Origin of the sequence: Terriglobus saanensis SP1PR4 (assembly GCF_000179915.2) — a bacterium.
Taxonomy (GTDB): domain Bacteria; phylum Acidobacteriota; class Terriglobia; order Terriglobales; family Acidobacteriaceae; genus Terriglobus; species Terriglobus saanensis.
The window spans coordinates 4,174,306-4,196,379 of sequence record NC_014963.1; the positions used below are offsets into that span (position 1 = coordinate 4,174,306).

The 22,074-nt window shown below is 59.5% G+C and carries 22 protein-coding genes; 11 read left to right on the forward strand and 11 right to left on the reverse strand.

What is annotated here, in order from left to right; translation table 11 throughout:
- Positions 1-196: 196 nt before the first annotated feature.
- From ACIPR4_RS17190 to ACIPR4_RS17200, 3 genes are all read right to left on the reverse strand, one after another.
- Positions 197-2,581, reverse strand: coding sequence for a glycoside hydrolase family 2 protein (locus tag ACIPR4_RS17190; protein WP_013569938.1), 2,385 nt, complete (start codon positions 2,579-2,581; stop codon positions 197-199).
- 14 nt (positions 2,582-2,595) lie between these two features.
- The gene (locus ACIPR4_RS17195) at positions 2,596-4,047 is read right to left on the reverse strand and encodes a GH1 family beta-glucosidase (protein ID WP_013569939.1); all 1,452 of its coding nucleotides are present in this window, start codon (positions 4,045-4,047) and stop codon (positions 2,596-2,598) included.
- A gap of 69 nt (positions 4,048-4,116) precedes the next feature.
- Complete coding sequence (locus ACIPR4_RS17200) at positions 4,117-5,109, reverse strand: M23 family metallopeptidase (protein WP_013569940.1); 993 nt, start codon at positions 5,107-5,109, stop codon at positions 4,117-4,119.
- 165 nt (positions 5,110-5,274) lie between these two features.
- On the opposite strand from ACIPR4_RS17200, the gene thiL reads away from it, so the two are divergent.
- Together thiL and ACIPR4_RS17210 are read left to right on the forward strand one after the other, a co-directional pair.
- Positions 5,275-6,336, forward strand: coding sequence for a thiamine-phosphate kinase (thiL, locus tag ACIPR4_RS17205; RefSeq protein ID WP_245536371.1), 1,062 nt, complete (start codon positions 5,275-5,277; stop codon positions 6,334-6,336).
- Positions 6,318-6,902, forward strand: a complete 585-nt coding sequence (locus tag ACIPR4_RS17210; protein ID WP_013569942.1) for a hypothetical protein — start codon at positions 6,318-6,320, stop codon at positions 6,900-6,902. Before thiL ends, ACIPR4_RS17210 begins: the two co-directional genes overlap by 19 nt.
- Here the strand turns inward: ACIPR4_RS17210 and rsmD are convergent.
- Positions 6,899-7,489, reverse strand: a complete 591-nt coding sequence (gene rsmD / locus ACIPR4_RS17215) for a 16S rRNA (guanine(966)-N(2))-methyltransferase RsmD (RefSeq protein ID WP_342612300.1) — start codon at positions 7,487-7,489, stop codon at positions 6,899-6,901. The genes ACIPR4_RS17210 and rsmD overlap by 4 nt on opposite strands.
- Positions 7,490-7,560: 71 nt before the next feature.
- Here rsmD and ACIPR4_RS17220 point away from each other — a divergent pair, with 71 nt between their 5' ends.
- The 4 genes from ACIPR4_RS17220 (at position 7,561) to ACIPR4_RS17235 (ending at position 10,394) form a co-directional block, all read left to right on the forward strand.
- Positions 7,561-8,700 carry a CBS domain-containing protein gene (locus ACIPR4_RS17220; protein WP_013569944.1) on the forward strand — a complete coding sequence of 380 codons (1,140 nt, stop codon included), beginning with the start codon at positions 7,561-7,563 and terminating at the stop codon, positions 8,698-8,700.
- Positions 8,690-9,571 carry a 16S rRNA (cytidine(1402)-2'-O)-methyltransferase gene (gene rsmI, locus ACIPR4_RS17225; RefSeq protein WP_013569945.1) on the forward strand — a complete coding sequence of 294 codons (882 nt, stop codon included), beginning with the start codon at positions 8,690-8,692 and terminating at the stop codon, positions 9,569-9,571. The genes ACIPR4_RS17220 and rsmI overlap by 11 nt, the downstream gene beginning before the upstream one ends.
- Positions 9,572-9,589: 18 nt before the next feature.
- Positions 9,590-10,066, forward strand: a complete 477-nt coding sequence (locus ACIPR4_RS17230; protein ID WP_013569946.1) for a nuclear transport factor 2 family protein — start codon at positions 9,590-9,592, stop codon at positions 10,064-10,066.
- Between the two features lie 73 nt (positions 10,067-10,139).
- On the forward strand, positions 10,140-10,394 hold the full coding sequence (locus tag ACIPR4_RS17235) for a superinfection immunity protein (protein ID WP_013569947.1): 255 nt from the start codon (positions 10,140-10,142) through the stop codon (positions 10,392-10,394).
- Positions 10,395-10,694: 300 nt separating this feature from the next.
- On the opposite strand, the gene ACIPR4_RS17240 is transcribed toward ACIPR4_RS17235, so the two are convergent.
- Positions 10,695-12,185: a right-handed parallel beta-helix repeat-containing protein gene (locus ACIPR4_RS17240; RefSeq protein WP_013569948.1), complete on the reverse strand. Its 1,491-nt coding sequence runs from the start codon at positions 12,183-12,185 to the stop codon at positions 10,695-10,697.
- 269 nt (positions 12,186-12,454) lie between these two features.
- Here ACIPR4_RS17240 and ACIPR4_RS17245 point away from each other — a divergent pair, with 269 nt between their 5' ends.
- A complete protein-coding gene (locus ACIPR4_RS17245) occupies positions 12,455-12,820 on the forward strand; it encodes a superinfection immunity protein (RefSeq protein WP_041586165.1) in 366 nt (121 codons plus the stop codon).
- 516 nt (positions 12,821-13,336) lie between these two features.
- Here ACIPR4_RS17245 and ACIPR4_RS22830 read toward each other — a convergent pair.
- Together ACIPR4_RS22830 and ACIPR4_RS17260 are read right to left on the reverse strand one after the other, a co-directional pair.
- The gene (locus ACIPR4_RS22830) at positions 13,337-13,492 is read right to left on the reverse strand and encodes a hypothetical protein (RefSeq protein WP_013569950.1); all 156 of its coding nucleotides are present in this window, start codon (positions 13,490-13,492) and stop codon (positions 13,337-13,339) included.
- A 303-nt stretch (positions 13,493-13,795) separates the two neighbouring features.
- Positions 13,796-14,209 carry a hypothetical protein gene (locus tag ACIPR4_RS17260; protein WP_013569951.1) on the reverse strand — a complete coding sequence of 138 codons (414 nt, stop codon included), beginning with the start codon at positions 14,207-14,209 and terminating at the stop codon, positions 13,796-13,798.
- A 114-nt stretch (positions 14,210-14,323) separates the two neighbouring features.
- On the opposite strand from ACIPR4_RS17260, the gene ACIPR4_RS17265 reads away from it, so the two are divergent.
- From ACIPR4_RS17265 to moeB, 3 genes are read left to right on the forward strand one after another with little or no spacing between them, the layout of a single operon-like run.
- Positions 14,324-15,301, forward strand: coding sequence for a PLP-dependent cysteine synthase family protein (locus tag ACIPR4_RS17265; RefSeq protein WP_013569952.1), 978 nt, complete (start codon positions 14,324-14,326; stop codon positions 15,299-15,301).
- Complete coding sequence (locus ACIPR4_RS17270; protein WP_013569953.1) at positions 15,302-15,739, forward strand: M67 family metallopeptidase; 438 nt, start codon at positions 15,302-15,304, stop codon at positions 15,737-15,739.
- A gap of 54 nt (positions 15,740-15,793) precedes the next feature.
- Positions 15,794-17,290 (forward strand): molybdopterin-synthase adenylyltransferase MoeB, encoded by a 1,497-nt coding sequence (gene moeB, locus ACIPR4_RS17275; protein ID WP_013569954.1) that lies wholly within the window; start codon positions 15,794-15,796, stop codon positions 17,288-17,290.
- A 112-nt stretch (positions 17,291-17,402) separates the two neighbouring features.
- Here moeB and ACIPR4_RS17280 read toward each other — a convergent pair whose 3' ends face one another.
- Positions 17,403-17,777, reverse strand: coding sequence for an ArsR/SmtB family transcription factor (locus ACIPR4_RS17280; RefSeq protein ID WP_013569955.1), 375 nt, complete (start codon positions 17,775-17,777; stop codon positions 17,403-17,405).
- Between the two features lie 158 nt (positions 17,778-17,935).
- On the opposite strand from ACIPR4_RS17280, the gene ACIPR4_RS17285 reads away from it, so the two are divergent.
- The gene (locus tag ACIPR4_RS17285) at positions 17,936-18,667 is read left to right on the forward strand and encodes an SDR family oxidoreductase (RefSeq protein ID WP_013569956.1); all 732 of its coding nucleotides are present in this window, start codon (positions 17,936-17,938) and stop codon (positions 18,665-18,667) included.
- A gap of 67 nt (positions 18,668-18,734) precedes the next feature.
- Here ACIPR4_RS17285 and ACIPR4_RS17290 read toward each other — a convergent pair whose 3' ends face one another.
- The 3 genes from ACIPR4_RS17290 to ACIPR4_RS17300 all read right to left on the reverse strand — a co-directional run bounded on the left by ACIPR4_RS17290 (position 18,735) and on the right by ACIPR4_RS17300 (position 22,040).
- Positions 18,735-19,982: an alkaline phosphatase family protein gene (locus ACIPR4_RS17290; RefSeq protein ID WP_041586168.1), complete on the reverse strand. Its 1,248-nt coding sequence runs from the start codon at positions 19,980-19,982 to the stop codon at positions 18,735-18,737.
- 219 nt (positions 19,983-20,201) lie between these two features.
- Positions 20,202-21,551 (reverse strand): homoserine dehydrogenase, encoded by a 1,350-nt coding sequence (locus ACIPR4_RS17295; protein ID WP_013569958.1) that lies wholly within the window; start codon positions 21,549-21,551, stop codon positions 20,202-20,204.
- A 3-nt stretch (positions 21,552-21,554) separates the two neighbouring features.
- On the reverse strand, positions 21,555-22,040 hold the full coding sequence (locus ACIPR4_RS17300; protein ID WP_013569959.1) for a nucleoside deaminase: 486 nt from the start codon (positions 22,038-22,040) through the stop codon (positions 21,555-21,557).
- Positions 22,041-22,074: the final 34 nt, after the last annotated feature.

Consider the following 22,074-nt stretch of genomic DNA (forward strand, 5'->3'; position numbering starts at 1 on the left):
ATTCTTTCGCGCTCTTTGAAAGTGGGGTCGCGCAGAGCGCACAAATCGGATTTATCAGGAAGCCAAACCCGGATGCCCCATGTCCCGCTTTTGGGACATGGGTATTCGCGCGAAAGCGCGAACCTATAAAACCACAAGCGTCCCACCCGCACATCGCAAAAAACGCGATGTACGGGGCACCCAGTTTTTGGGCAGCCTAAGCAATCTCAGCTTCTCCCGGCGTCAACGTAAACGCAACGCTCTGCACCCCAAGCGTCGGATGCTTCGCCTTCAACGTCACCGTCCCCGCCACCTCACCCGCACGGACCCAGATCGCACCCGTCCCACCCACAAGCGCAAACGGATTGTCACCGATCAGCTCCGCATTGCCCTCCAGCGTGAACTCGATCGCATCCGCCGCAAAGGGACGGATCTTACCGAACTCATCGTTCACACGCAGGACCACACGCACCGAATCCGCTCCATCCGCCACAAGCGTCGTCTCATCCGGCACCAGGACAAACTCCTGATCCACACCCTTGCCGCTGTACTTCTTGGAGAGCGCCAGCTTGCCGCCAATGTATCCATCAATCCGCAGATCGCCCCAGACAGCCTCCTTCATCTCCACCGGAATGGAGAACGGCGGATGCTTCAAGCTAGGAAACTGCTTACGGTCCGGATCGCCTTCACCGACAACAAACTCGCCCTTCGCATTCGTCACCGTGAGCTTCAGGTGATCGCAGTTGGAGCTGATCAGGGCGTACGTAAAGCCGATAGACTCATCACCCTTCGCCCAGTGAAACGCGGGTTCGATGACAATTTCCTCCGCAGGTTCGCAGAGCGATTTGTAGAAGCCCGCCGCGGGCTTCGGCGTGCGGAAGATGTCCATCACACCGTGGTAGCAGATGCGGTCACCGGAGCCGAAGTTGTCGTGCGTGTTGTAGTCGAAGGCGCACCATGCAATGCCGCCCGCATACTGCGGATCGCTGGCAAGCTGATCGTGCACGCGCGCGTGACGGATCGTGTGTTCGCGCAGCCGCTCTTCCTGGTCGATCGTCTTCGTCGGATAGGTGTGGCCGACAAACTCCGTGTTCAGGTAACGCGGATGGTTGGGCTTCTTGAGCGGCCAGCCAAAGTCGTTCATCGTGAAGACGTCTTCCAGGAACTCCGACTCCTGGAAGTAGCGGATGCCGCCCGTCTGCCGCGACGTATCCAGCGCGTGCGAGAGCGCATTGGTGCGCGTGTAGAAGTCGTGGTTGTCCCGCGACTCGTTGATGCGCACGCCCCAAAGAATCACCGAGGGATGGTTCCAGTCGCGGCGCACCATGCGGCGAACGTTGTCCACGGCAACATCCTGCCATGCCTTGTCGCCGATATGCTGCCATCCCGGGATCTCTTCCAGCACCAGCAGACCCATCTCATCGCAGGCGTCCAGAAAGTGTCGGCTCTGCGGATAGTGTGAGGTGCGGACGATGTTGCAGCGCAGGTCCTGGCGAAGGATCTTCGCGTCCTGCCGCTGCGCACGCGCGGGCATCGCCTGCCCCACCCACGGAAACGTCTGATGGCGATCCAGACCATGCAGCTTCACGATCTTGCCGTTCAGCGAGAAACCCTGCTCCGTAAACATCGCCTCACGGAAGCCGATGCGGCGCGCATCTTCGTCGATGACCTTGCCGTTCTCCAGCACCTCGACATGCACCGTGTAGAGCTTCGGATGGTCCAGACTCCAGAGGTCGAACTTCCCTGCAAGCTTATCGAAGGTCACCGTAGCCGTCGGCGCGTCGGTAGCAGGATTAAACGCCATCGCTCCATTCGCCTGATCGTCGTCGGTGGCGTTGTGCCGCTTCACGGCGGGCTGTGCGATCTTCCCTGCCGCCTTGGCCAGGACGCGCTCGCCATCCCGCAACTCTGCGCGAACGGAGAGCGGGCCATGCGTGGAGTTCGCGGCACGTTCGAGATAGAGATTCACATCCACCGTCGGAGCGGCGCCGAGAACGTTCTTCGGCTGCACATGAATGTTTTCGAGAAAAGTCTGCGGCACGATGCGCAAAGCAACTTCGCGGTAGATGCCGCCGAAGGTGAGGTAATCGACCTCGTAGCCAAAGGGAGGAATGTCCTTGCGCTCCGTCGAATCCACCGCAACCGAAAGCAGGTTCGTTCCACTGGGGTCGAGATGTTCCGTCAACTCGAAGCTGAAGGGTGTGTAGCCTCCGCGATACTCTCCCAGCCGCTTGCCATTCAGGTAAACCGTAGACGCCGTCATGACGCCTTCAAAGTCCACGAAGACACGGCGTCCCTTCGCATCCGCAGGAACCTTCAGCATGCGCCGGTAGACCGAGACGAACTCGTAACTGCGGTCATCGAAGCCATGCCACGGCAGGCGAACATTCGTGTGCGGCACCGTCACCTCGGCAAACGTAGAGTCGTCAAACCCAGGCTGATGCGCCTCTGCCGTGTTCGTGTTGCGATAGCGCCAACCGCGATTGATCGGAAGGATCGTGCGTCCGCTCTGCATGCTGGCAGGTGCTGCAACAGCCTTTGCTGCTACCGTCGCACCTGCGACGAGGGTTCCACTGGTCTTCAAAAAACTGCGACGGTCCATCGTTCTCCCCTGGGTTATACGAGCGAATTATGCGCGATGATGTTCTTGTAAAAGTCGGACGAGAGCTTGGGCGTCCGCTTCTGCGTTGCGAAGTCGACATAGGTAATCCCGAAGCGCTTCTCATAGCCGTCGGCCCACTCGTAGTTGTCCAGCAGACTCCAAAGGAAGTACCCCTTGACCGGTGCTCCCTCCGTGATGCCGCGATGAAGCTGCGTCAGATACTGGCGCAGGAACATGACGCGGTCGGAGTCCAGAACGCATCCCTTGCTGTCCACCACATCATCCGCAGAACAGCCGTTCTCCGTGATGTAGATCTCTTTCACGCCCCACAGCTTGGCCGCGAACTTCGGCGCCCAGCGCAACGCCTCGGGACCTATATACAGCCACGGCGAAGCCATGTGCGGATAGCTCTTCGGATTCTTCACGTGCATGTAGCCAAGCGGCGTATCGTCCGCGATGACGGGCGTCGCCGTGTAGCAGTTGAGACCGGCGAAATCCAGCGGCGAAGCAATGATCTTCAACTCCTCCGGCGTAAACTTCGGTGCGTCCGCGCCGAGGTTTGCAAGATAGTGGTCCGTGTAGCGACCCTCCTGGATCACGGTCATGTACATCGCGTTCTCTTCGCGGAAGGCAATCTCGGCTGCATGAACGTTCGCGGGCGTCTCGATCGCAGGAACCGCATTCTCGCAGTTCTCTGCCAGGCCGACCTTCGTGCCCTTCTTCGCCGCAGCGCGAATCGCCTGCACCGCCATGCCGTGGCCCAACACCGCGTGATGCCTCACCTGCGCCAGCTTGCCACGCGAAACGTTCAGACCGGGAGCATGGCGTCCACCGCCGTAACCGATCTCCACGAACGAACGCATCTCGTTCATCGTCATGAAGTGGCTGATGCGGTCCGAGAGCTTGCCCGCCACATAGCCGCAGTAATCCGCGAACCACTTGGTAATGTCGTGGTTCTGCCAGCCGCCCTTGTCTTCGAGCACCTGCGGCAGGTCCCAGTGGTAGAGCGTGCAGTAGGGCGCAATGCCGTTCGCATGCAACTCATCCAGAATACGGTTGTAGAAGTCCAGGCCCTGCGGATTGGGTGTGCCGGTGCCGTTGGGAAAGACGCGCGGCCAGGCGATCGAGAAGCGCACCACGGTGAGACCGAGGTCCTTCATCAGCGCGATGTCTTTTTTATAAAGGTGAAAACTGTCGTCGGCTACATCGCCCGTATCGCCGTTGTGCGTCTTGCCGGGCGTGTGCGAGAAGGTGTCCCAGATCGATGGGCCACGGCCTTCTTCGTGAATCGCGCCTTCTACCTGGTAGGAGGCAGTCGCCGATCCCCACAGAAATCCCTGCGGGAAGACAAGTCCCTTGCCCTCGACATCCCGCGTCGTGGACTTTGCGGCAGCTTCGACAAATCCTGTGGATCCGAGGGCTGCGACGGCGGCGGCACCTGTGGTGAGAAAACTTCTGCGCTTCATAACCTCTCCTGCGAACGCGATCTGCAATCGCAGACAAGAGTAACCGAAACACGGAAGGGATGAATCAGACTAATGGGCGATCGTCGCCACGTCCGCCATGGTGCTGCGCAGATACTTATGGGGATTGACCGGCGTATTGCGGATGCGGACCTCATAGTGGCAGTGATAGCCCGTCGTGCGTCCGCTGGACCCCACAAAACCGATCACTTGACCGCGCGTCACCTGCTGGCCCGAGACGACAGCGAAGCCCGACATATGACCGTACAGCGTCTTGATGCCGTTGCCGTGATCGATCAGCACCTCACGGCCATAGCCGTTGCCGAACGCCGCAGTGTCCACGACGCCGTCGGCTGCTGCATGGATCGGCGTTCCCTGCGGAGCGGAGATGTCTACGCCCTTGTGAAACTCGCCTTCACCCGCTCCCAGAACGGGATCTTCCCGCTGTCCGAAGGGCGAACTGATCGGCCCCATCACCGGCCAGAGCGAGGGTCCACTCGACACCAGCGAAAGATCGCTCAGCGGATCCAGGCTGCGCAGAGGGCTGGTGGAAAAGGTGCTCGAGATCACACGGCTCGCCGAGCCGTTCATCGCCGTAGACCGTAGAGCGTAGAAGTCTTCGACCGACTTGTAGTAATTCTCCTCGGTAAACGTCGCCGTCGAACCGGAAGCGAGCTGCGCCGTGGCCTGCACTCCCGCCGACTTGGGAGCGTTCTTCTGAAGTCCCTTGGTCGTGGTCGTGAGCTTATTGACCGTCAAACCGTATAGAGCGGAGACCTCGCTCGCCAACGACCCCAGCGAAGCCACCTGAACGTCTTTTTCGTGCGTCACCTTTTCCAGGTTCGCGTAGTCCTTGCGGAGCGAATTCTGCTCCTGCCGCATCTGGTTGAAACGAGCGGTCTTAAGCAGCATGCGCGAATACGACCCCGCCATCCCCGTGATGGTGAAAAGACCAATCACAGCCGCCGCTACGAACATGTAGGCGTAATGCAGCGGCACAGGAAGCTTATTGAGCGTGCCGTCCTCGTCGCGAGAGACGAAGACGATATAAAAGCGCTTCTTCAAATCAAATCAACCTTGCCTTCGGGCTCTTCGTGCTGTCTCTGCGGTTGGCAGAGAATCGGTCGGGGTATATGAGAAACGCCGATCTCGATTTGCATGCATCGATTCCCTGTTGGGCTTGGACGAGTTTAGCCCTTTCGAGGGGGTGGGGCAACCGGTTCCTAAGGCTTGGCAAAACGTTCCATCTTTGGCACTAAGGTTTCACCCGAGCACGGCATCTGGCGGTATTCTTACCGTGTGAACAAACAACATCATCAGGGCGAACGTAAATTCATTCAATCGGTACGGACCCGTGCCGGGCGAGCCGGTGGACCTTTGCGGGTCGGCATCGGTGACGATGCCGCCGTTTTACGGCCTAAGGGCAAATCAGAGATCGTCGTCACCACGGACTTTTCTCTGGAAAATACCCATTTCCGCCGTGACTGGCACCCGGCCAAAGCCGCGGGACACCGCTGCCTCGCGCGCGGTCTCAGCGACCTGGCCGCCATGGGCGCACGTCCCATGGGCGTCTTCCTCTCGCTTGCCTTACCCGTCGGCACCATGGACAAGGCCCCCGGCCGCAAGTGGGTCGACAACTTCCTCGAAGGCGTCCTGGAGCTTGCCAAGGCCAGCGGCGTGAAGCTGGGCGGAGGCGACACCGCCACGGCCCCCGGCAAAGAGATCCTCGCCGACATCGTCCTCCTCGGCTCCGTCCCCCGTGGAAAAGCCCTTCTCCGTTCCGGCGCGAAGGTCGGCGACGGCATCTACGTCACCGGAACCCTGGGCGCAGCCGCCGTCGAGCTCGAAGTTCTCTCCGACGACCCCAAGAAGTTCACCCGCGCCAAAGTCACCGACAAAGACGGTCATCCTCATCTCTTTCCCAAACCGCGCCTGAACGTCGGCCGCGCCCTGATTCGTCGCGCAGGGACCAGCAAGATCAACTCCGCCATCGATCTCAGCGACGGCCTCTCCACCGATCTCGCCCACCTCTGTGCCGAATCTGGCGTCGCCGCGATCATCGATGCCAAGTTGATTCCCCTCGGCGGTACCCTTCTGCACGCGCTCCACGGCGGCGAAGACTATGAACTCCTCTTCACCGGCAAGAAGGTTCCCAAACAGATTGCAGGCGTGAAGGTCACACGCATCGGCAAGATCCAGAAGGCCAAGAAGAACCAGCCTCCTGTGGTCATCCGCATGCCCGATGGCAGCGAGACTCCCCTGCTGGCCCGTGGTTGGGAGCACCAGATCTGAGCAGCTTCTCCCCCAGTTGGAAGGCGACCACCCTCTCCGGTCCGCCCATGATCGCTCCCGCGCGCCAGTTCACCTGGCCCGTCCCCGTCCCCGGCGAAGAAGACGCCCTGGCGCGCGGAGCCTTGTTCCTTAACGTTCAACCACGCGAGGGCGGCAGCTTTCTGGCCCTCTGCGCCCTCGGCTTTTCGACCGGCTCCGTCGCAACCGGCGTCTTCGCCATGCCGGAGCCGGATGAACTCTGCGCCGTAGCGGGCGGCTACGCCTACCTCGTCGACACCCTCCATCCCGACCAGATCGAACAGGTCCCCCTTCGCCCCGTAGTGCAGGTCTTGCCCGTACCCGAGAGCGACGCCGTCGTCTTCGTCGGCTTCCACTCTATCTATGTGCGAGGTGCAGGCGATGTACGCTGGCAGACGCCTCGCCTGAGCTGGGAAGGCATCATCCTCGGCCATGCGGAAAACGACATCCTCCACGGCACCGGCTGGGATATAAAGACGGACAAAGAGTTCCCCTTCACCGTAAATCTGCGCACACAGGCCTGCGAAGGCGGCGGCTTCCGAGGCTAATCAACCAACGCTGGAAGCTCCACCACCGGTTCCCCAATCGAGTAGAACGAGAGAGCCGCATCTCCCTGCAGCAGCGTGCGCGTCCGCGCCAAGCGTCCATATCGATCAGACAACGGCTGCTTCCGCGTATGCTCCGCAAGCACCAACACATCCTCCGCAAGCGAGGCCGCAAAACCTTCGCTCCCAAGCGTTGAAAGGGTCCGGGTATATTCTTCGGCCTCGTCGTACGGCGGGTCCAGAAAGACCACATCCAGCACATTGCCCTGCTTCACGATCCGCTTCAAGAGCGTGGCCGTGCCCGCTGGCTCCAGCGTGTAGCCAGAGCGAAGGTCGAGCGATTTAAGATTCGCGCGGATCGCCGTAAGCGCCTTCGCGTTCGTCTCCGAAAAGAAGACATGCTCCGCTCCCCGGCTGATCGCTTCGATCCCGACAGCGCCGGTACCTGCATAGAGATCGGCAAACCGTGTACCCGCGATTCGCAGGGCAAGGACGTTGAAGAGCGTCTCGCGCAGGCGGTCGCTGGTGGGACGCGTCGCCGTTCCCGGAGGTGCAACCAGGGGCCGCGATCGATATGTACCTGCTATCACCCGCACTCTCTGCATGATACAAGGCCGTCGCCTGCGCAATGAGCGTCCGGAAACGGGCATACAATCGAGGTATGCGCACGCCTTCCCTGCGGATTGGAGTTCTGTTCGGCGTCGAAATTCGCCTGCATGTGCTTTGGATCCTGTTCCTGTTTTTCAGCATGACCTACGCGGCCTTTACCGGCGCGACCGCCATTCGCGGCTTTGCCCTCTGGCTCCTGATGCTGGTCGCCGTGATGGTCCGCGAAGTGGCACGCTCCATCGCCTTCGCCGCCTCGGGAGCGAAGCTCTCTTCCCTGCTCATCCTTCCTGCGGGAGCGGTGCCTTCCTTTTCCAGTGGCTCAAAGAAGGAAGCACAGGAAAGCCACCTCGTGGCCCTCGCGGGTCCTCTGGCGAACTTCTTCGTCGGCATCACGCTTGCGCTTCTGCTCTACATGGCGACGAATCAGGTCAATCTCTTCGAGCGCCCGTGGGTTACGCCCGCTTATCTCCTGCGCTCACTCATCTGGACACAGGTCCTCCTCGGCGGCCTGCACCTCATCCCCGCCGCTCCGCTCGATGCCGGAGTCGCCCTTCGGCAGCGGTTTGCAAAGATCCGGGGCACTGTGCGCGGCGCGCGCGCCATGGCAGGCATCAGCCAGACCGTCTCCATGGCCCTCGTCATCGCCGGTATCTCCATGCAGAACGTCTGGTTAATGGTGATGGGTGCGTTCCTGATGGTGGGCGCGCAGATGGAAGCCGCCACCGCCGTCGGCGCTGAAACAGCGACCGGCGAAAGCGTCCTGATGCGCGACGTCATGCTCACCGACTTCACCACCATCTCCTCCGCCGACACATTGGAGATGGCCATGGACCGCAGCGTCCACTCCCTGCAGGACATCTTCCCCGTCGTGCGCGGCTCACTGCTTGTGGGAACCGTCTCGCGGCAGACCCTCTCCGACGCCCTCAGCCAGGGCAACGGTTACGTGCAGGGCGTCATGGCACGGACCTTTCCCGTAGCCGCCGCGGAAGACTCTCTCTCCGCCACGCTTGCGCGCATCGGCGGTGGCGGAACCCAGATGGTGCCCATCATCGAGCGCAACAGCGACAACGGCGCAGGCGACCGCGTCCTCGGCATTGTGACCCCGCAGAGTCTTTCGCTCGCGATGCATCTCCTGGGCCGGTCACGCCGCATCCTGGAACGGGCCTCGCGGACGGACCAGCGTGACCAGTAGCTTAGACGATGCCAAACCGCTGGCGCCGGGCCTCTACCTGGTCGCCACGCCCATCGGCAACCTCGAAGACATCACACTCCGCGCCCTGCGTGTGCTCAAGAGCGTGGACAAGATCGCCTGCGAAGACACCCGGCAGACCATCAAGCTGCTCAACCACTTCGGCATCAAGGCGCCGATGGTCAGCTACCACCTGCATAACGAACGCTCGCGCGCCGAAGAGCTCGTAGCCGAACTGAAATCCGGGGCCCGCATCGCCATCGTGAGCGACGCAGGCATGCCCGGCATCGCCGATCCCGGAGGCGAGATCGCCTCTGCCGCCATCGCCGCCGGTCTTCCCGTCTTTCCCGTACCCGGCGCAAACGCCGCCCTCAGCGCCCTGATCGCGAGCGGCCTGGGAACGGAGAGCTTCGCCTTCCGTGGATTTCTTCCCTCCAAGTCGGGCGAACGCAAGTCCCTGCTGGAGACGCTGCGCGGCGAGATGCTCTCCGCCTCCACCCCCGCGACGCAGATCTTCTACGAGACCCCGCACCGCATCGTCGACGCCCTCACCGACGTGGAAGCTGTCTTCGGCGCGGAGCACCGCATCGCCCTCGCCCGCGAACTCACCAAGCTGCACGAGGAGTTTCTCCGTGGCTCAGTCAGCGAAGTGCGGGCCGTCATCGCCAAACGCGACAGCCTGCGCGGCGAGATGGTGCTTCTCCTCTCAGGAGAGATTGCCGCTACCGCAGTGACCTCTGGAAGCGTCTATCAGGCAGTGCGCGCCTTGATGCAGGCCGAGGGTCTGGAAGAAAAGGATGCTCTGAAACGTGTCGCGAAAGAACGCGGCATCGGTAAAAGCGAAGCCTATCGCGAGTGGCAGCGTAGGCGATAACCCTGCAGTGAGGTAAGCATGAGCGAAAAAGCCCCCGTCAGTCTGGTCCCTCCCTTTACGCGCGAAACCGCCATCGCCAAGGTCCGCAAGGCGGAAGACGGCTGGAACTCCCGCGATCCCGAGCGCGTCTCTTTGGCCTACACGCCGGAGAGCGAGTGGCGCAACCGCAGCGAGTTTGTACACGGGCGTGCGGAGATCGTCGCCTTCCTCACACGCAAGTGGCAGCGCGAACTGGAGTATCGCCTGATCAAAGAACTCTGGGCCTTTGACGGAAACCGCATCGGCGTCCGCTTCGCCTACGAGTGGCACGACGACTCCGGCAACTGGTTCCGCTCGTACGGCAATGAAAACTGGCTCTTCGACGCCGAAGGCATCATGGAGCGGCGCTACGCCTGCATCAACGACCTCCCTATCCGCCCTGAAGACCGGCTCTTCTTCTGGCCGCAGGGACGGAGACCGGACGACCACCCCAGCCTGAGCGACCTCGGCCTCTAGGCGATGTCAAAAGGCGGAACTTTTCGCCAGGGGCCTGCGTAAGAATCTTCAAGCCGCCACGGAGGCGACCCGGATGATCACACTCACATTGATGCTCGCGCTGTACTTCCTTCCCACCATCGTGGCCTCGCACCGCGGCCACAACCTCGGCGGCATCCTGGTGTTGAACTTCTTTTTTGGATGGACAGGAATCGGCTGGATGGCGCTGCTGCTCTGGTCTCTGCTCGCGGACCCGCCACGGTGGTGCGTGGTGCCGTACGGCGGCACCTATATCCCCTACGGAGCCTATACGCCCTACTCGCCTTATGGGGTTTGGCGGAGGTACTAACTCTGGCACAGCCCGCTTGTATCTTTTTCATCCCGTAGCATTTACATTTTTGTCATTTCGTAGCATTGCTATACTTTGTCATTCCGTAGCGAAGCGGAGGAATCTGCTGTTTTCATCCCCTCATGCCGTTGGTATCGTGCTGCCATAAAACAAGTTCTGGTGAAGCCGACAGTAATAAGTCACTCAATTTATCTCGACGCATCGGTACATCCTGAGCGCCTCTTCCTCTCACCTGTAGGCGCTCAGGCTTCCGGCTATCAGTACGCGACGATCATTGCGGCGTTGCTTGTCAAACCCAGCCTACTTAGTCGCTACGAGGAACTGCGCCAGGTTCATGCGATGGGCACTGTCCGACGCGTTCAGCATTTGATAGCCAAAGGGTTTGGGCACGGACGCGTTCAAGATCCACGAAATCTTGCCGCTGAAGGCGACAGGCCCCGCAGTCGCGGTTGTGTAAACTGCGCATCCCGAAAGGTTGTTCGAGTTGTAGACTCCACCCGTGACGGTAACGCCCGGTGCCGCACCCTCGACTGTTAGGGAACAACCGTAAACATCGATGATCGTGTTGTTGACATAGCGGGCATGGTCACCGCCATTGCCGTCGATGCCGTTGTATAGCTTGCCATCGGTGCTGATACCCAGGTGCATCATGACGTTGTTTGCGGCATAGCCGTAGGACTGAACCTGGAACCCAAAGCCACGGCTGTTCGTGATGGTGTTGCTCAGAACCTGGTCGTATGCCGTCTCTGCTGAGATGTTGCCTTCGTTATCCGTGAGCGTGTTGCTTTGGATGATGTTGTATCCGCAGGAAGAAGCCAGACCATAGCAGCGTTCCTGAATCCCCATCGCGTTCGTGGTCTTGACCTGATTGCCCTTCACCAGCGCACCGTAGAGACCACGCAGTTGGATGCCGCCGATGTTGTAGTTCAACCCCGCAACCGAGTCCAGCCTGCCAATGTAGTTGTTCGTAATCTGCCAACCACGCAGGGCGAGCGATCCGGCCGAAGTGTTTGCGCGGACCAGGATGCCGCCGTCGAAGCCAAAGGGCATGGCTGCGGACGAGCCGGTATTGAAGATAATCAGCGCATTCAGCGTGTTGTACTGGTTGGTGCTTGTCCCCAAATTGTTCGCATAGTCCAGGACAAAGGCGACACCGGAGTTCGTGGTGCGCATGATCGCGAGGTTCTGCACAGTGACATAGGATTTGTTCGAGGCAACAATGCCGGTCTGATGACCGGTCCCAGAGACCTCGATGGTGTGCTTCGACGGGTTGGAACCGTCGGCAAGATGCACATAGAGCGTATCGGCGTCGGTGTAAAACGAACCCGGCTCATTGATTGCCGCTGTGAGATTGCCCTCTCGGATCAAAGGAACCGTCTGCGTGTAGAGCGCATCGACAAAGACTTTATAGCTGGGGATGGTGCGACGCACCTGGTAGGTGTCAGCCGAAATCAGTTTCCAGCCGGTGACAGGATCCGCCCCGTCGAGGATGGGCACCCTGCCACTGCCATAGGCGTCAATGAGGAATCTGCTCTTTGTAGAAGTCCCGGAACTGGGGACGATGAGCTCTTCATGCCAGACATCGCCACGCTTCAGGAGGATGGAATCGCCACCTTTGAGGCTCGTGAGAGTATTCGCTTTTGCAAGCGTCTTAAATGCTGCCGCCTGACTGAGGCCGCTATTGGTGTCACTGCCGGTTGACTGGGAGATGTAGTAGGTCGTCGCCGAAACGGGGATCGAAGCAATCATGAGCAGGAGTGCGGGCGCAAAATGGCGCCTAAAGTTGAACATGTGTCTCCCAATAGTCTTAGAAGTTACGCTCAGGCGTACAACGTTTATATCCCGCATGGCATCCCTATGCGGGACGAAGACGGACTTTTCACGAGAAATTCTTTTGGCCTAGAACTAATGGTGGGCGATCTGCCCACCCGAAGACCGCCTCTTCTTCTGACCCGGGGGGACCGGACGACCCATCCCGTCCTGAGCGACCTCGGTCTCTAGCGGAACTCTTCGCCAAAATGCCTGCGTAGAGAATTCAAGCCGCCACGGAGGCGACCCGGATGATCACACTCACGTTACTGCTCGCGCTGTACTTCCTTCCCACCATCGTGGCTTCGCACCGCGGCCATAACCTCGGCGGCATTCTGCTGCTGAACTTCTTCTTTGGATGGACGGGAATCGGATGGATGGCGCTGCTGCTCTGGGCTCTGCTCGCAGATCCGCCACGGTGGTGCGTGGTGCCATACGGAGGCACCTATATCCCCTGCGGAGCCTATACGCCTTACTCGCCTTATGGGCTTGGCGCAGGTACTAAGGCTGGGCGTCAGGCGGGCTTTTGTGGAGAACAAGGTGCAGGCTACTCAAAGTGCTGCGGAGGAACACGGAAAACCCCTTTGATCATATTGGGAGAAATCACACAGATTTGAATGTGGGTTTTCCGTCGGAATCCCGAATTTTCGTACAAAGGCTTAGCTTCTGTAAAAACACCGCGAACAGTATCAAATTCGGGTTCATTTTGTTTTTTACGCGCGGCATGCAAGTACTGAATCACGGCACAATCAAGTCTACGAAGGAGCAGATCGTCGCCACCTTCGTTCACGGGAAGAGTGAAATGTGTCGAGAGTGCTGTAGCGACAAGTCCCTTATGGGCTTGCTCCACAGCCTGAATGCCATTCGAAGTAATGAGATCTAAACAAAAACCCAAATTAATGACTGCACCGACGACAAAGGGTTTGAATGTGCCACTTCCCCTTCGAGCCTTCCGCTTCCCTAAGTCGTGTGCCCAATCCAGGGCGCGCCTGGGGTTGGCTTCCCAAAAGTAAATCCCAGGTCCAAGCCAATCGTAGTCATTTTCACTTTGTTTAAAGGGTTCATTGTTCAACAGCTTTTCGCCGGTAGTGGCATCACATCCGTGATACCCGAGAACAAACGAAGTGGAAAGGCTATGCAATCTGCTTGTAAGGTTTCGCTAGCTTCCCGGTTTTGGTGGCGATTCCTGCTTTTACTAAGAAAGCCAGAGCCTTCGCAGGTGAAGCTTCGTGTACTTCCTGAAGAGACTTCATGGCTTTCACTGTTTTCTTCAAATCTTGATCGCTCATGAAACCCTTCCTTCCATTCCCCAAGAAGGAGCATAAAACCTGCTCCAATCTTTCGGTCATCTTCCATAAGTTTAGGGAACCACAGGGAGGTGTGTAAAGAAGTTTGTCGCACTCCGCATGAAAGTTTTTACCAAAACAGAACAAGGGAAGAGCAAATTTCTGTCAAGCCCTTGGCCTACGTTCTAGTTTACAAATCCAAGAAAGCAGAGAAGATAGAAGTTCCGGAAACCTGGCAGACTTACCCCACCCAGCTTGCTAGACTTTAAACAGAACAAGACAAGACAAGAGAAGACCTGAAGCGGACTACTCCCGCCCCTGCACCCGGTCGTACATGTACTTGTCGCTTGTCGTCCCGAGCGACTCGTTATAGAGCGACATCGAACCGGTGGCCTCTTTGAACTCTTCCGAAAAATGGTGAATCGAGCGGAGGTGGTCGGCGGTGGCGGCGATCTCCAGTTTGGGCGTCTTCAGAAACTTCTGGTAGCCCCGGTCCAGGATCGTGGCAATCTGGCCGTTCAGCAGAAATCCGGCGCGATGGGTGATTTCCACGGTCCCGTCGGTATCTTTGGCGATCTCGGCGGCGCAGCCGTACTTGGTAACGCGGTAGGCCGTGCCCTTGGTTGCACCTTCGGAGGCACGCACAACATCAAATCTTTCCTTGCCCAGCAGGGAGATCACGTCGTCAAAGGTGCGTTGTTCGGTCTTCTTCTTTGCCATGTGGATCCTCGGTCTGGTGCTCGATTGGGACTGATGTGAGCCTGTCAGGTACGATTAACTTTCGCACACCCTTGGGGCTCGCAGCAAAGGGTGTGCACCGGTAACGAAAACAGAATGACGACGATGACCTCCAACTCGACCGACCTCCCTATGGATCTCAAGACCCACCTGCTGGGCAGGTCCATCCTGGACCGCATTGGCAACACGCCCATGGTGCGTCTGGAACGCCTGGCCGCCCATCTGCCCGGCATTACGCTGCTCGCCAAGGGCGAGTTTGCCAACCCCGGCGGAAGCGTGAAGGACCGGCCCGCCTCCTACATCGTGAAAGATGCCTTCGCGCGCGGCGAACTCGGCCCGACGCGCCCCGGACGCGGTCTTCTGGACGCGACCAGCGGAAACACCGGCATCGCCTACGCCATGCTGGGCGCGGCGCTACAGTTCCCCGTGACGCTCTGCATGCCGGGTAACGTCTCGCCGGAGCGGAAGAAGATTCTCCAGGCCTACGGTGCCTCGATCCAGTGGTCGGCACCCGACGAAGGCTCGGACGGCGCGATCCGTCTGGCGCGCAAACTCTCCGCCGAAAGCGGAGATGAGTTCTACTACGCCGACCAGTACGGCAACGACAACAACTGGCGCGCGCACTACGAAACCACCGCCGAAGAGATCTGGTTCCAGACCGAAGGCCGCGTCACGCACTTCGTCGCCGGCCTGGGAACGAGCGGCACCTTTACCGGAACGACGCGGCGTCTGCGCGAACTGAACCACGAGATCAAATGCATCAGCATGCAGCCCGATTCGCCCTTCAACGGCCTCGAAGGCCTTAAGCACATGCCGACCGCCATCGTTCCGCCGATCTACGACGAGACGCTGGCCGACCGCAATCTCTGGGCGGACACCGAAGTGGCCTACACCATGGCCAAGCTCCTTGGGCGCGAAGAGGGCATCCTGGTGGGCATCAGCGCCGCATCCAACGTGGCAACGGCCCTGCAGATTGCCGAAGAAGAGCATGCGGCAGGACGGGAAGCCGTCATCGTCACCATCCTCTGCGATGGCGCGGACAAGTATCTGAGCGAAAGGTTCTGGACCGAGTAAATGCTGAAGATCAAGCAGGCCGATTACGACGCGATGCGCCAGCATGGCGAGGAGACCTATCCCCACGAGTGCTGCGGCATCATGCTGGGACGCCCCGTCATCCCGGGCGAAAACGAAGTCGTGGAACTCATGCGCGCAGGCAACACACGCACCGATTCGGCGCACAATCGTTACCACATTGCGCCGCAGGAGTTGATCAAGGCGCAGCGCGAGGGACGAAAGAAGGATCTTGAGATCGTCGGTTTTTACCACTCGCATCCCGACCACCCGGCGCACTGGTCCAAGACGGACTTCGACGAAGCGCACTGGTACGGTTGTAGTTACGTCATCACGGCCGTGGCGCAGGGGAAGGCCGAGGTGACGAATTCGTTCCTGCTTCGGGGCTCCAACGAGGACGACAAGGTTTTTGACCACGAAAAGATCGAAGTAGAAGCCTAAAGCGATTTCAGAACCAGGCGAGCAGAACGCGACGCCCAGCAAGAAAAGGAAATTATGAAGATCCTGATCCCTACCCCGTTACGCCAGTTTGCGAATGGACAGAACGATGCCACCATCGACGAAAAGACCGTAGAAGCAGGCCTGACGAAGCTCGTGGAGCTTTACCCTGCGCTCAAAGCGAACCTCTTCAATCCCGAAGGGAAGCTGCGCTCCTTCGTGAACGTCTATGTGAACGACGACGATGTCCGCGACCTTCCCAACGGCCTGCAGACGGAAGTCACCGGCAAGGACGACATCTCCATCATTCCTTCGATCGCCGGTGGAGCGACGCCTGTAGCAGAAGCTCCCTCTGCTGCCGCGGAAGAGGTCACACTTTCGAACGACGAGATCGCGCGCTACTCGCGCCACCTCATCCTGCCCGAGGTCGGCATGGAAGGGCAGAAGAAGCTGAAGGCGGCCAAGGTGCTCTGCGTAGGCACGGGCGGTCTGGGCGCGCCGATGGCGCTTTACCTCGCTGCCGCGGGTGTCGGCACCATCGGCCTGGTGGACTTCGACACCGTGGATGAGTCCAACCTGCAGCGTCAGATCATTCATTCCCAGTCGACTGTCGGCAAATTGAAAGTCGACTCCGCCGAGATCATGCTGAATGGTCTGAACAAGACCACAAAGATCGTGAAGTACAACACCATGCTGACGAGCGCGAACGCCCTGGACATCTTCAAGGACTTCGACATCATCGCCGACGGCACGGACAACTTTCAGACGCGCTATCTCGTCAACGACGCCTGCGTTCTGACCGGCAAGCCGAACGTCTACGGCTCGATCTTCCGGTTTGAAGGACAGGCAAGCATCTTCGCCGCGGAGAACGGTCCCTGCTACCGCTGCCTGTATCCCGAACCGCCACCGCCGGGACTGGTTCCATCCTGCGCGGAAGGCGGCGTGCTGGGCGTTCTCCCTGGCCTGATCGGAACGATCCAGGCGACCGAGGTGCTCAAGCTGATCCTCGGCATCGGCGAGCCGCTCATCGGCCGTCTACTGCTGATCGATACGCTCGCCATGAGCTTCCGCACGCTGAAGCTGCGCAAGAACCCCGAATGCCCCGCCTGCGGAACGCACGAGATCAAGGAACTGATCGACTACGACCAGTTCTGCGGTATCGCGCCGCCGTCGTCCGTTGGACCTCTGGAGGTCTCTTCGCACGGCGCTGTGACGGCTGCCTCCGAAGTCGAAGGCATTCCCCAGGTCTCGGTGGAAGAGCTGCAGGCACGGATGAAGAAGGGCGATGTCTTCGTCCTCGACGTCCGCGAGCCGCACGAAGCACAGATCGCAACGCTAGGCGCTCCGCTGATTCCTGTGGGATCGCTGGAGTCTCGTCTGGCGGAGTTGGCTCCTCATAAGAACGAGGAGATCTTCGTCCATTGCAAGACCGGTGGTCGAAGCCAGAAGGCGGCGTTGATTCTCAAAGCTGCCGGCTTTACGCATGTGTCGAACGTGCAGGGCGGCATCACCGCCTGGGCCGAGCGTATCGATCCTACTGTAGCCAAGTACTGATTCTCTTTAAAATCCAAAAAGCCTCGGAGACCTCTCCGGGGCTTTTCTATTTCTCACTCTTCGTGGCCCATTCTTTCGCAGCTTTATCGCGAAAGAATGGGCCACGGGTCCCTTATGCTTTTGCCTTACGTGCTGCGGAGCGTCTGGCTTTGGCCTCATCCGCCAGCTGGACTTCATGGGCCTGCACAATCGTCGAGATCAGTTTCGGATACCGTGCCTCCACCTCGGCGCACCGTGAGGTGTTGTGCATCTCAACGCCCTTCCGCTCGCTGTAAATCAGTCCGGCTTCACGCAGGATCTTGAAGTGCTGCGAGAGGGTCGACTTCGGAATCGGTTTGTCGTCCACCTTCAAAAACGTCGAGCAGTTCTGCGAGCAGTCCTGGCCCACGATCTCGGCGTAGATCGCCACACGCACCGGGTCCGAAAGCGCGTGCAGAATCGCTTCTACCGTCACTTCTTCAATCGCGGGATGGAACAGAGGGCGCATCTGTAGATTCGATTGTATGCGCGGGGATAGGATTCATAGACGTTAGTTCGTTATTCCTGAACTAATGAATCTAACGCATCCGGCCTGTCATCAGATGGTGCAGAAGACGACCTGAAGCTTCACGCGCAGTGCGAGCCAGGTACGAAAGGATACGCATCATGGGTAAACTCGAAGGGAAAGTAGCCGTCATTACAGCAGCCACCTCCGGCATGGCGTTGGCGACCGCCAAGCTCTTTGTAGAAGAGGGCGCATATGTCTACATCACCGGTCGCCGCCAGGAGACACTCGATAAGGCCGTCAAGGAAATCGGACGCAACGTGACCGGTGTGCAGGGAGACGCAGCCGTTCTCGCCGATCTCGACCGTCTTTATGACACCGTCAAGCGCGAAAAGGGAAAGATCGATGTCCTCTTCGCCAGCGCGGGAGACGGAGTGTTCGCCACCATCGGCAACGTGACGGAAGAGGGCTTCGATAAGACCTTCGACCTCAATGTACGCGGCACACTTTTCACCGTGCAGAAGGCGCTTCCGCTCTTCAACGATGGCGGATCCATCTTCCTGAATGGATCGATCGCAGGCAGCAAAGGCATTCCTAGCTTTGGCGTCTACTCCGCCAGCAAAGCCGCGGTTCGCTCCTTCGCCCGCACTTGGCTTCTGGAGTTGAAGGACCGCAACATCCGCGTCAACGTGCTCAGCCCCGGAACGATCGACACACCGATCCTTGACCAGTTCGGATCGGAGGGGAAGGAAGCCTTCAAGGCCAACATCCCTCTCGGTCGGATGGGACGTCCCGAAGAGATCGCCACCGCTGCGCTCTTCCTCGCTTCCAGCGATTCGAGCTTCGTAAATGGTATCGAGCTCTTCGTCGATGGCGGCACGGCGCAGATCTAAAACTACACGCTTGTCGAAAAGAATCAGGGCACCTCCTCGGTGCCCTGATTCTTTTGCTCTGTGCTGCTTACGGATGCTTGAGCGCGGGTAGAAGTGGGGCCAGAGATCCGTCGTTCGGGGCTGGGGTAAGGCCAAGAAGCTTCGCGACAAAATCATAGACCGCTGTGTTCTGGAAGGTGGGCAGATTTACGCCCTTGCGAATATCCGGGCCTTCGGCGAAGAAGATCGCCTTCATCTCCGGCATGGTGAGAGGGTCGTAACCATGTTCGCCATGCGGGCGTTTTTTGGGCGCGGTGGTGGTGTCGAAGCGTACGTCGGTGGGGACATGAAAGACGAGATAAGGATCGCCGAGACGGGGATTCTCGCGCACCTCAAGCGATGCCGGTGTATCGGCAAGGCGGTACGCGGTAAAGCGTGGATCGGGATGCGCGCGGAAGCCTTCATAAATAGCTTCACGCTGCGCCTCGGTTTCGGGATACAGCAGAATGCCTTCGTGGCGCACACCCGCCAGCAGCGGAGCCATGCCGGGAAGCTCACTCAATGTCACCACGGGACCAACCATGTCGATCATGCCGTGGTCCGCGGTGACGATCAGATCGACCGAAAGGTGCAGCGCGCGGAGACGGCGCGAGAGCTCTCCCATGAGAACGTCAACATGGTGGACAGCAGCGACCAGTTCGGGCGACTCGACGCCAAAGTCGTGTCCTCCGTGGTCTGTATCAGCGAAGTAGAGGGTGATGAAGTGCGGACGTTCGGAGGGCGGAAGCTGCAGCCAGGTGATGACCTGGTCGATGCGTTTTTCGCCATCGTACTTGTCCAGATACTCGGCCCAGAAGGTGGGACGATGACCAGCGATCTTAGCCTCCGAACCCGGCCAGAACATGGCGGCGGAGCGCATGCCATTCTCTTCCGCGAGTGACCAGAGAGGCGTGCCGGAGTAGAAGCTGCCGTCGTTGCTGTTCTTTTTGTACTCGTAGGTCTTATGGGTCGCAGGGTCGTAAAAGCTGTTCCAGAGAATGCCGTTATGCTCCGGCAGCAGGCCGGTGACGAGTGTCGTATGGTTGGGGAACGTGATCGACGGATAGGACGGACGCATTCCCTGCGGCGTCGATGCGCCGCTCTTGCCCATCGCAAGAAGATGGGTGGCATCGTGGAGTTTTGCATAGTCGTACCGGAAGCCATCAAGCGAGACCAGGACGACATAGTGCTTGCGCTGCTGCGCCGGGGTGTTGAGAGGATTTTGCTCGGTATGAAGAACAACCTGCGCGGAAGCGGCGAAGGTACAAGCGAGTACAAGTGCAAGAAGGCGACGCATGCAGCTATGGTATCGCCCGGTGGTATTAGTGGATGTCACTGGAAAGGTGCAGGCCTCGACTACCAAACCCACCCCGTCATTTCGACCGACCGGAGCAAAGCGGAGGGAGTGGAGAAATCTGCTTCTGCCATGTGCCAGAGGCACATCGGATCGCGCTTTGCGCGATAACAAAAGCAGATCTCTCCACTTCGGTCGAGATGACGGAGTTTTTACAAAAACCTAGTCTTCGGCCTTGTCGTCCACGGTCAGGATCTGCAGGCAGAGCGGAGCGTCGAGGATGAAGCTGAACTTCTGGATGGCGCGGAGCGCTTTTTCAATCGTCGAGGTCAGGCAGGCTTCCGTGGTGATAACAAAAGGCAGACAGTCCTTGGGATATCCCGGACGCTGCAGAATGCTGTCGATGTTGATGCCTACCTTGCCGAGCGCGCCTGTAATGGCACCAACGATTCCGGGCTCATCCGCAACCACAAAGCGGAGATAGCGCGGCGCGAGGAACTCGCCCGCAACCTGGCGCTTCTTGGTAGGTAGAGAAACCGGTATGCCGCCATGCGCGACCGCGAGCAGATCGCTGACGATGGCAACAGCCGTGGGATGTCCGCCGGCTCCGTGGCCGGAGAAGACCACATCGCCGCCGAACTTACCTGAGGTAACCACCATGTTTTGTGTGCCGTGCGACCAGGCAATGGGCGAAGTGGAGGGAACGAGCATGGGACCAACGCACGCACGGATCTGGCGGCCATCGACCTCGGCGCGGGAGATCTGGCGAATCGTGCAGTTCAGCTCCTGCGCATAATGGAAGTCCACGGCAGAGACCTGCGCGATCGTCTGCGTTGGGATGGCGTCAGGATCGAGTTCCGCATGCAGCGCAATGCGTGCCAGAATGCAGAGCTTGGCACGGGCGTCATAGCCGTCCACGTCGGCGGAGGGATTGGCCTCTGCATAGCCTGCGGCCTGTGCCTTTTCCAGCACTTCGCCGTAGTCCTCTCCCGCTTCCATATGCGAAAGGATGAAGTTGCAGGTGCCGTTGAGGATGCCGGAGAGCCGTGTAATGCGGTCGCCCTGCAAACCCTGCAGCGTTGCGGGGATAACGGGAACTCCACCCGCGACAGCGGCGTTGTAGGCGAGAGAAGCCTTGTTCTTCTGCGCGAGACGTGTGAGCGCAGCGCCCCGATAGGCGATGAGCTGCTTGTTCGCCGTCACCACGGATTTGCCGCTACTGAGGGCGCGGCGGATCCACTTCTCCATGGGGTCGAGGCCGCCGATGGTCTCGATGATGATATCGACCCTGGAGTTCAGGACGTCGTCGATGTTCTCCGTCCACTTGGCCGTATCGGGAACGAACTTGGCCGCGGCATGCGCGCGCTTGCGGTCGATGTCGCGGTTGTAGATCCATGTGAGTTCAATGCCGGGGAACTTCTGCGCGGCGAGCACCTGCGCGACCGAGCTGCCGACTGTGCCGAAGCCGAGGATGGCGACGCGGAAGATTTTTTCTTTGGCGACGGTCTTTTTTGCAACAGACTTCTTAGCAACGGTCTTGGCGGCTGTCTTCTTCACTGCGGGCTTGCTCATGATTTAGTAGTCGATTCTCTCTGTAGTTTCACGCCAGATGTTGAAGCTTTCAACGGCTTCGTCGGACAGAAGGGGTTGGATGGGGATGGAGCGCTCGGAGATGGGGCGCTGGATCTCCGCGTAGAGAAAGCTGTCATCGAAACCGGCTTCGGCGGCATCCTGCGCGGTGTTGCCAAAGTAGATGCTGCGGCAGCGCGCCCAGTAGATCGCGGCAAGGCACATGGGGCAGGGCTCGCAGGAGGTGTAGACATCGCAGCCGGTGAGCTGAAACGTACCAAGCGCGGCGCAGGCAGCGCGAATGGCGTTGACCTCCGCGTGGGCCGTGGGATCGTTGGTGGCCGTCACGGAGTTGGCGCGGGCGGCAATCACTTCGCCGTCGCGCACGATGACGCAGCCAAACGGGCCTCCGCGACCGGAGGTGACGTTCTCCGTCGCAAGGCGGATGGCCTGCTGCATGAACTGCGCATGTTGGGTGTTGGATATGGGCATTTTTTCCTGACGGCTCCAAAAGTATCGCATGGGG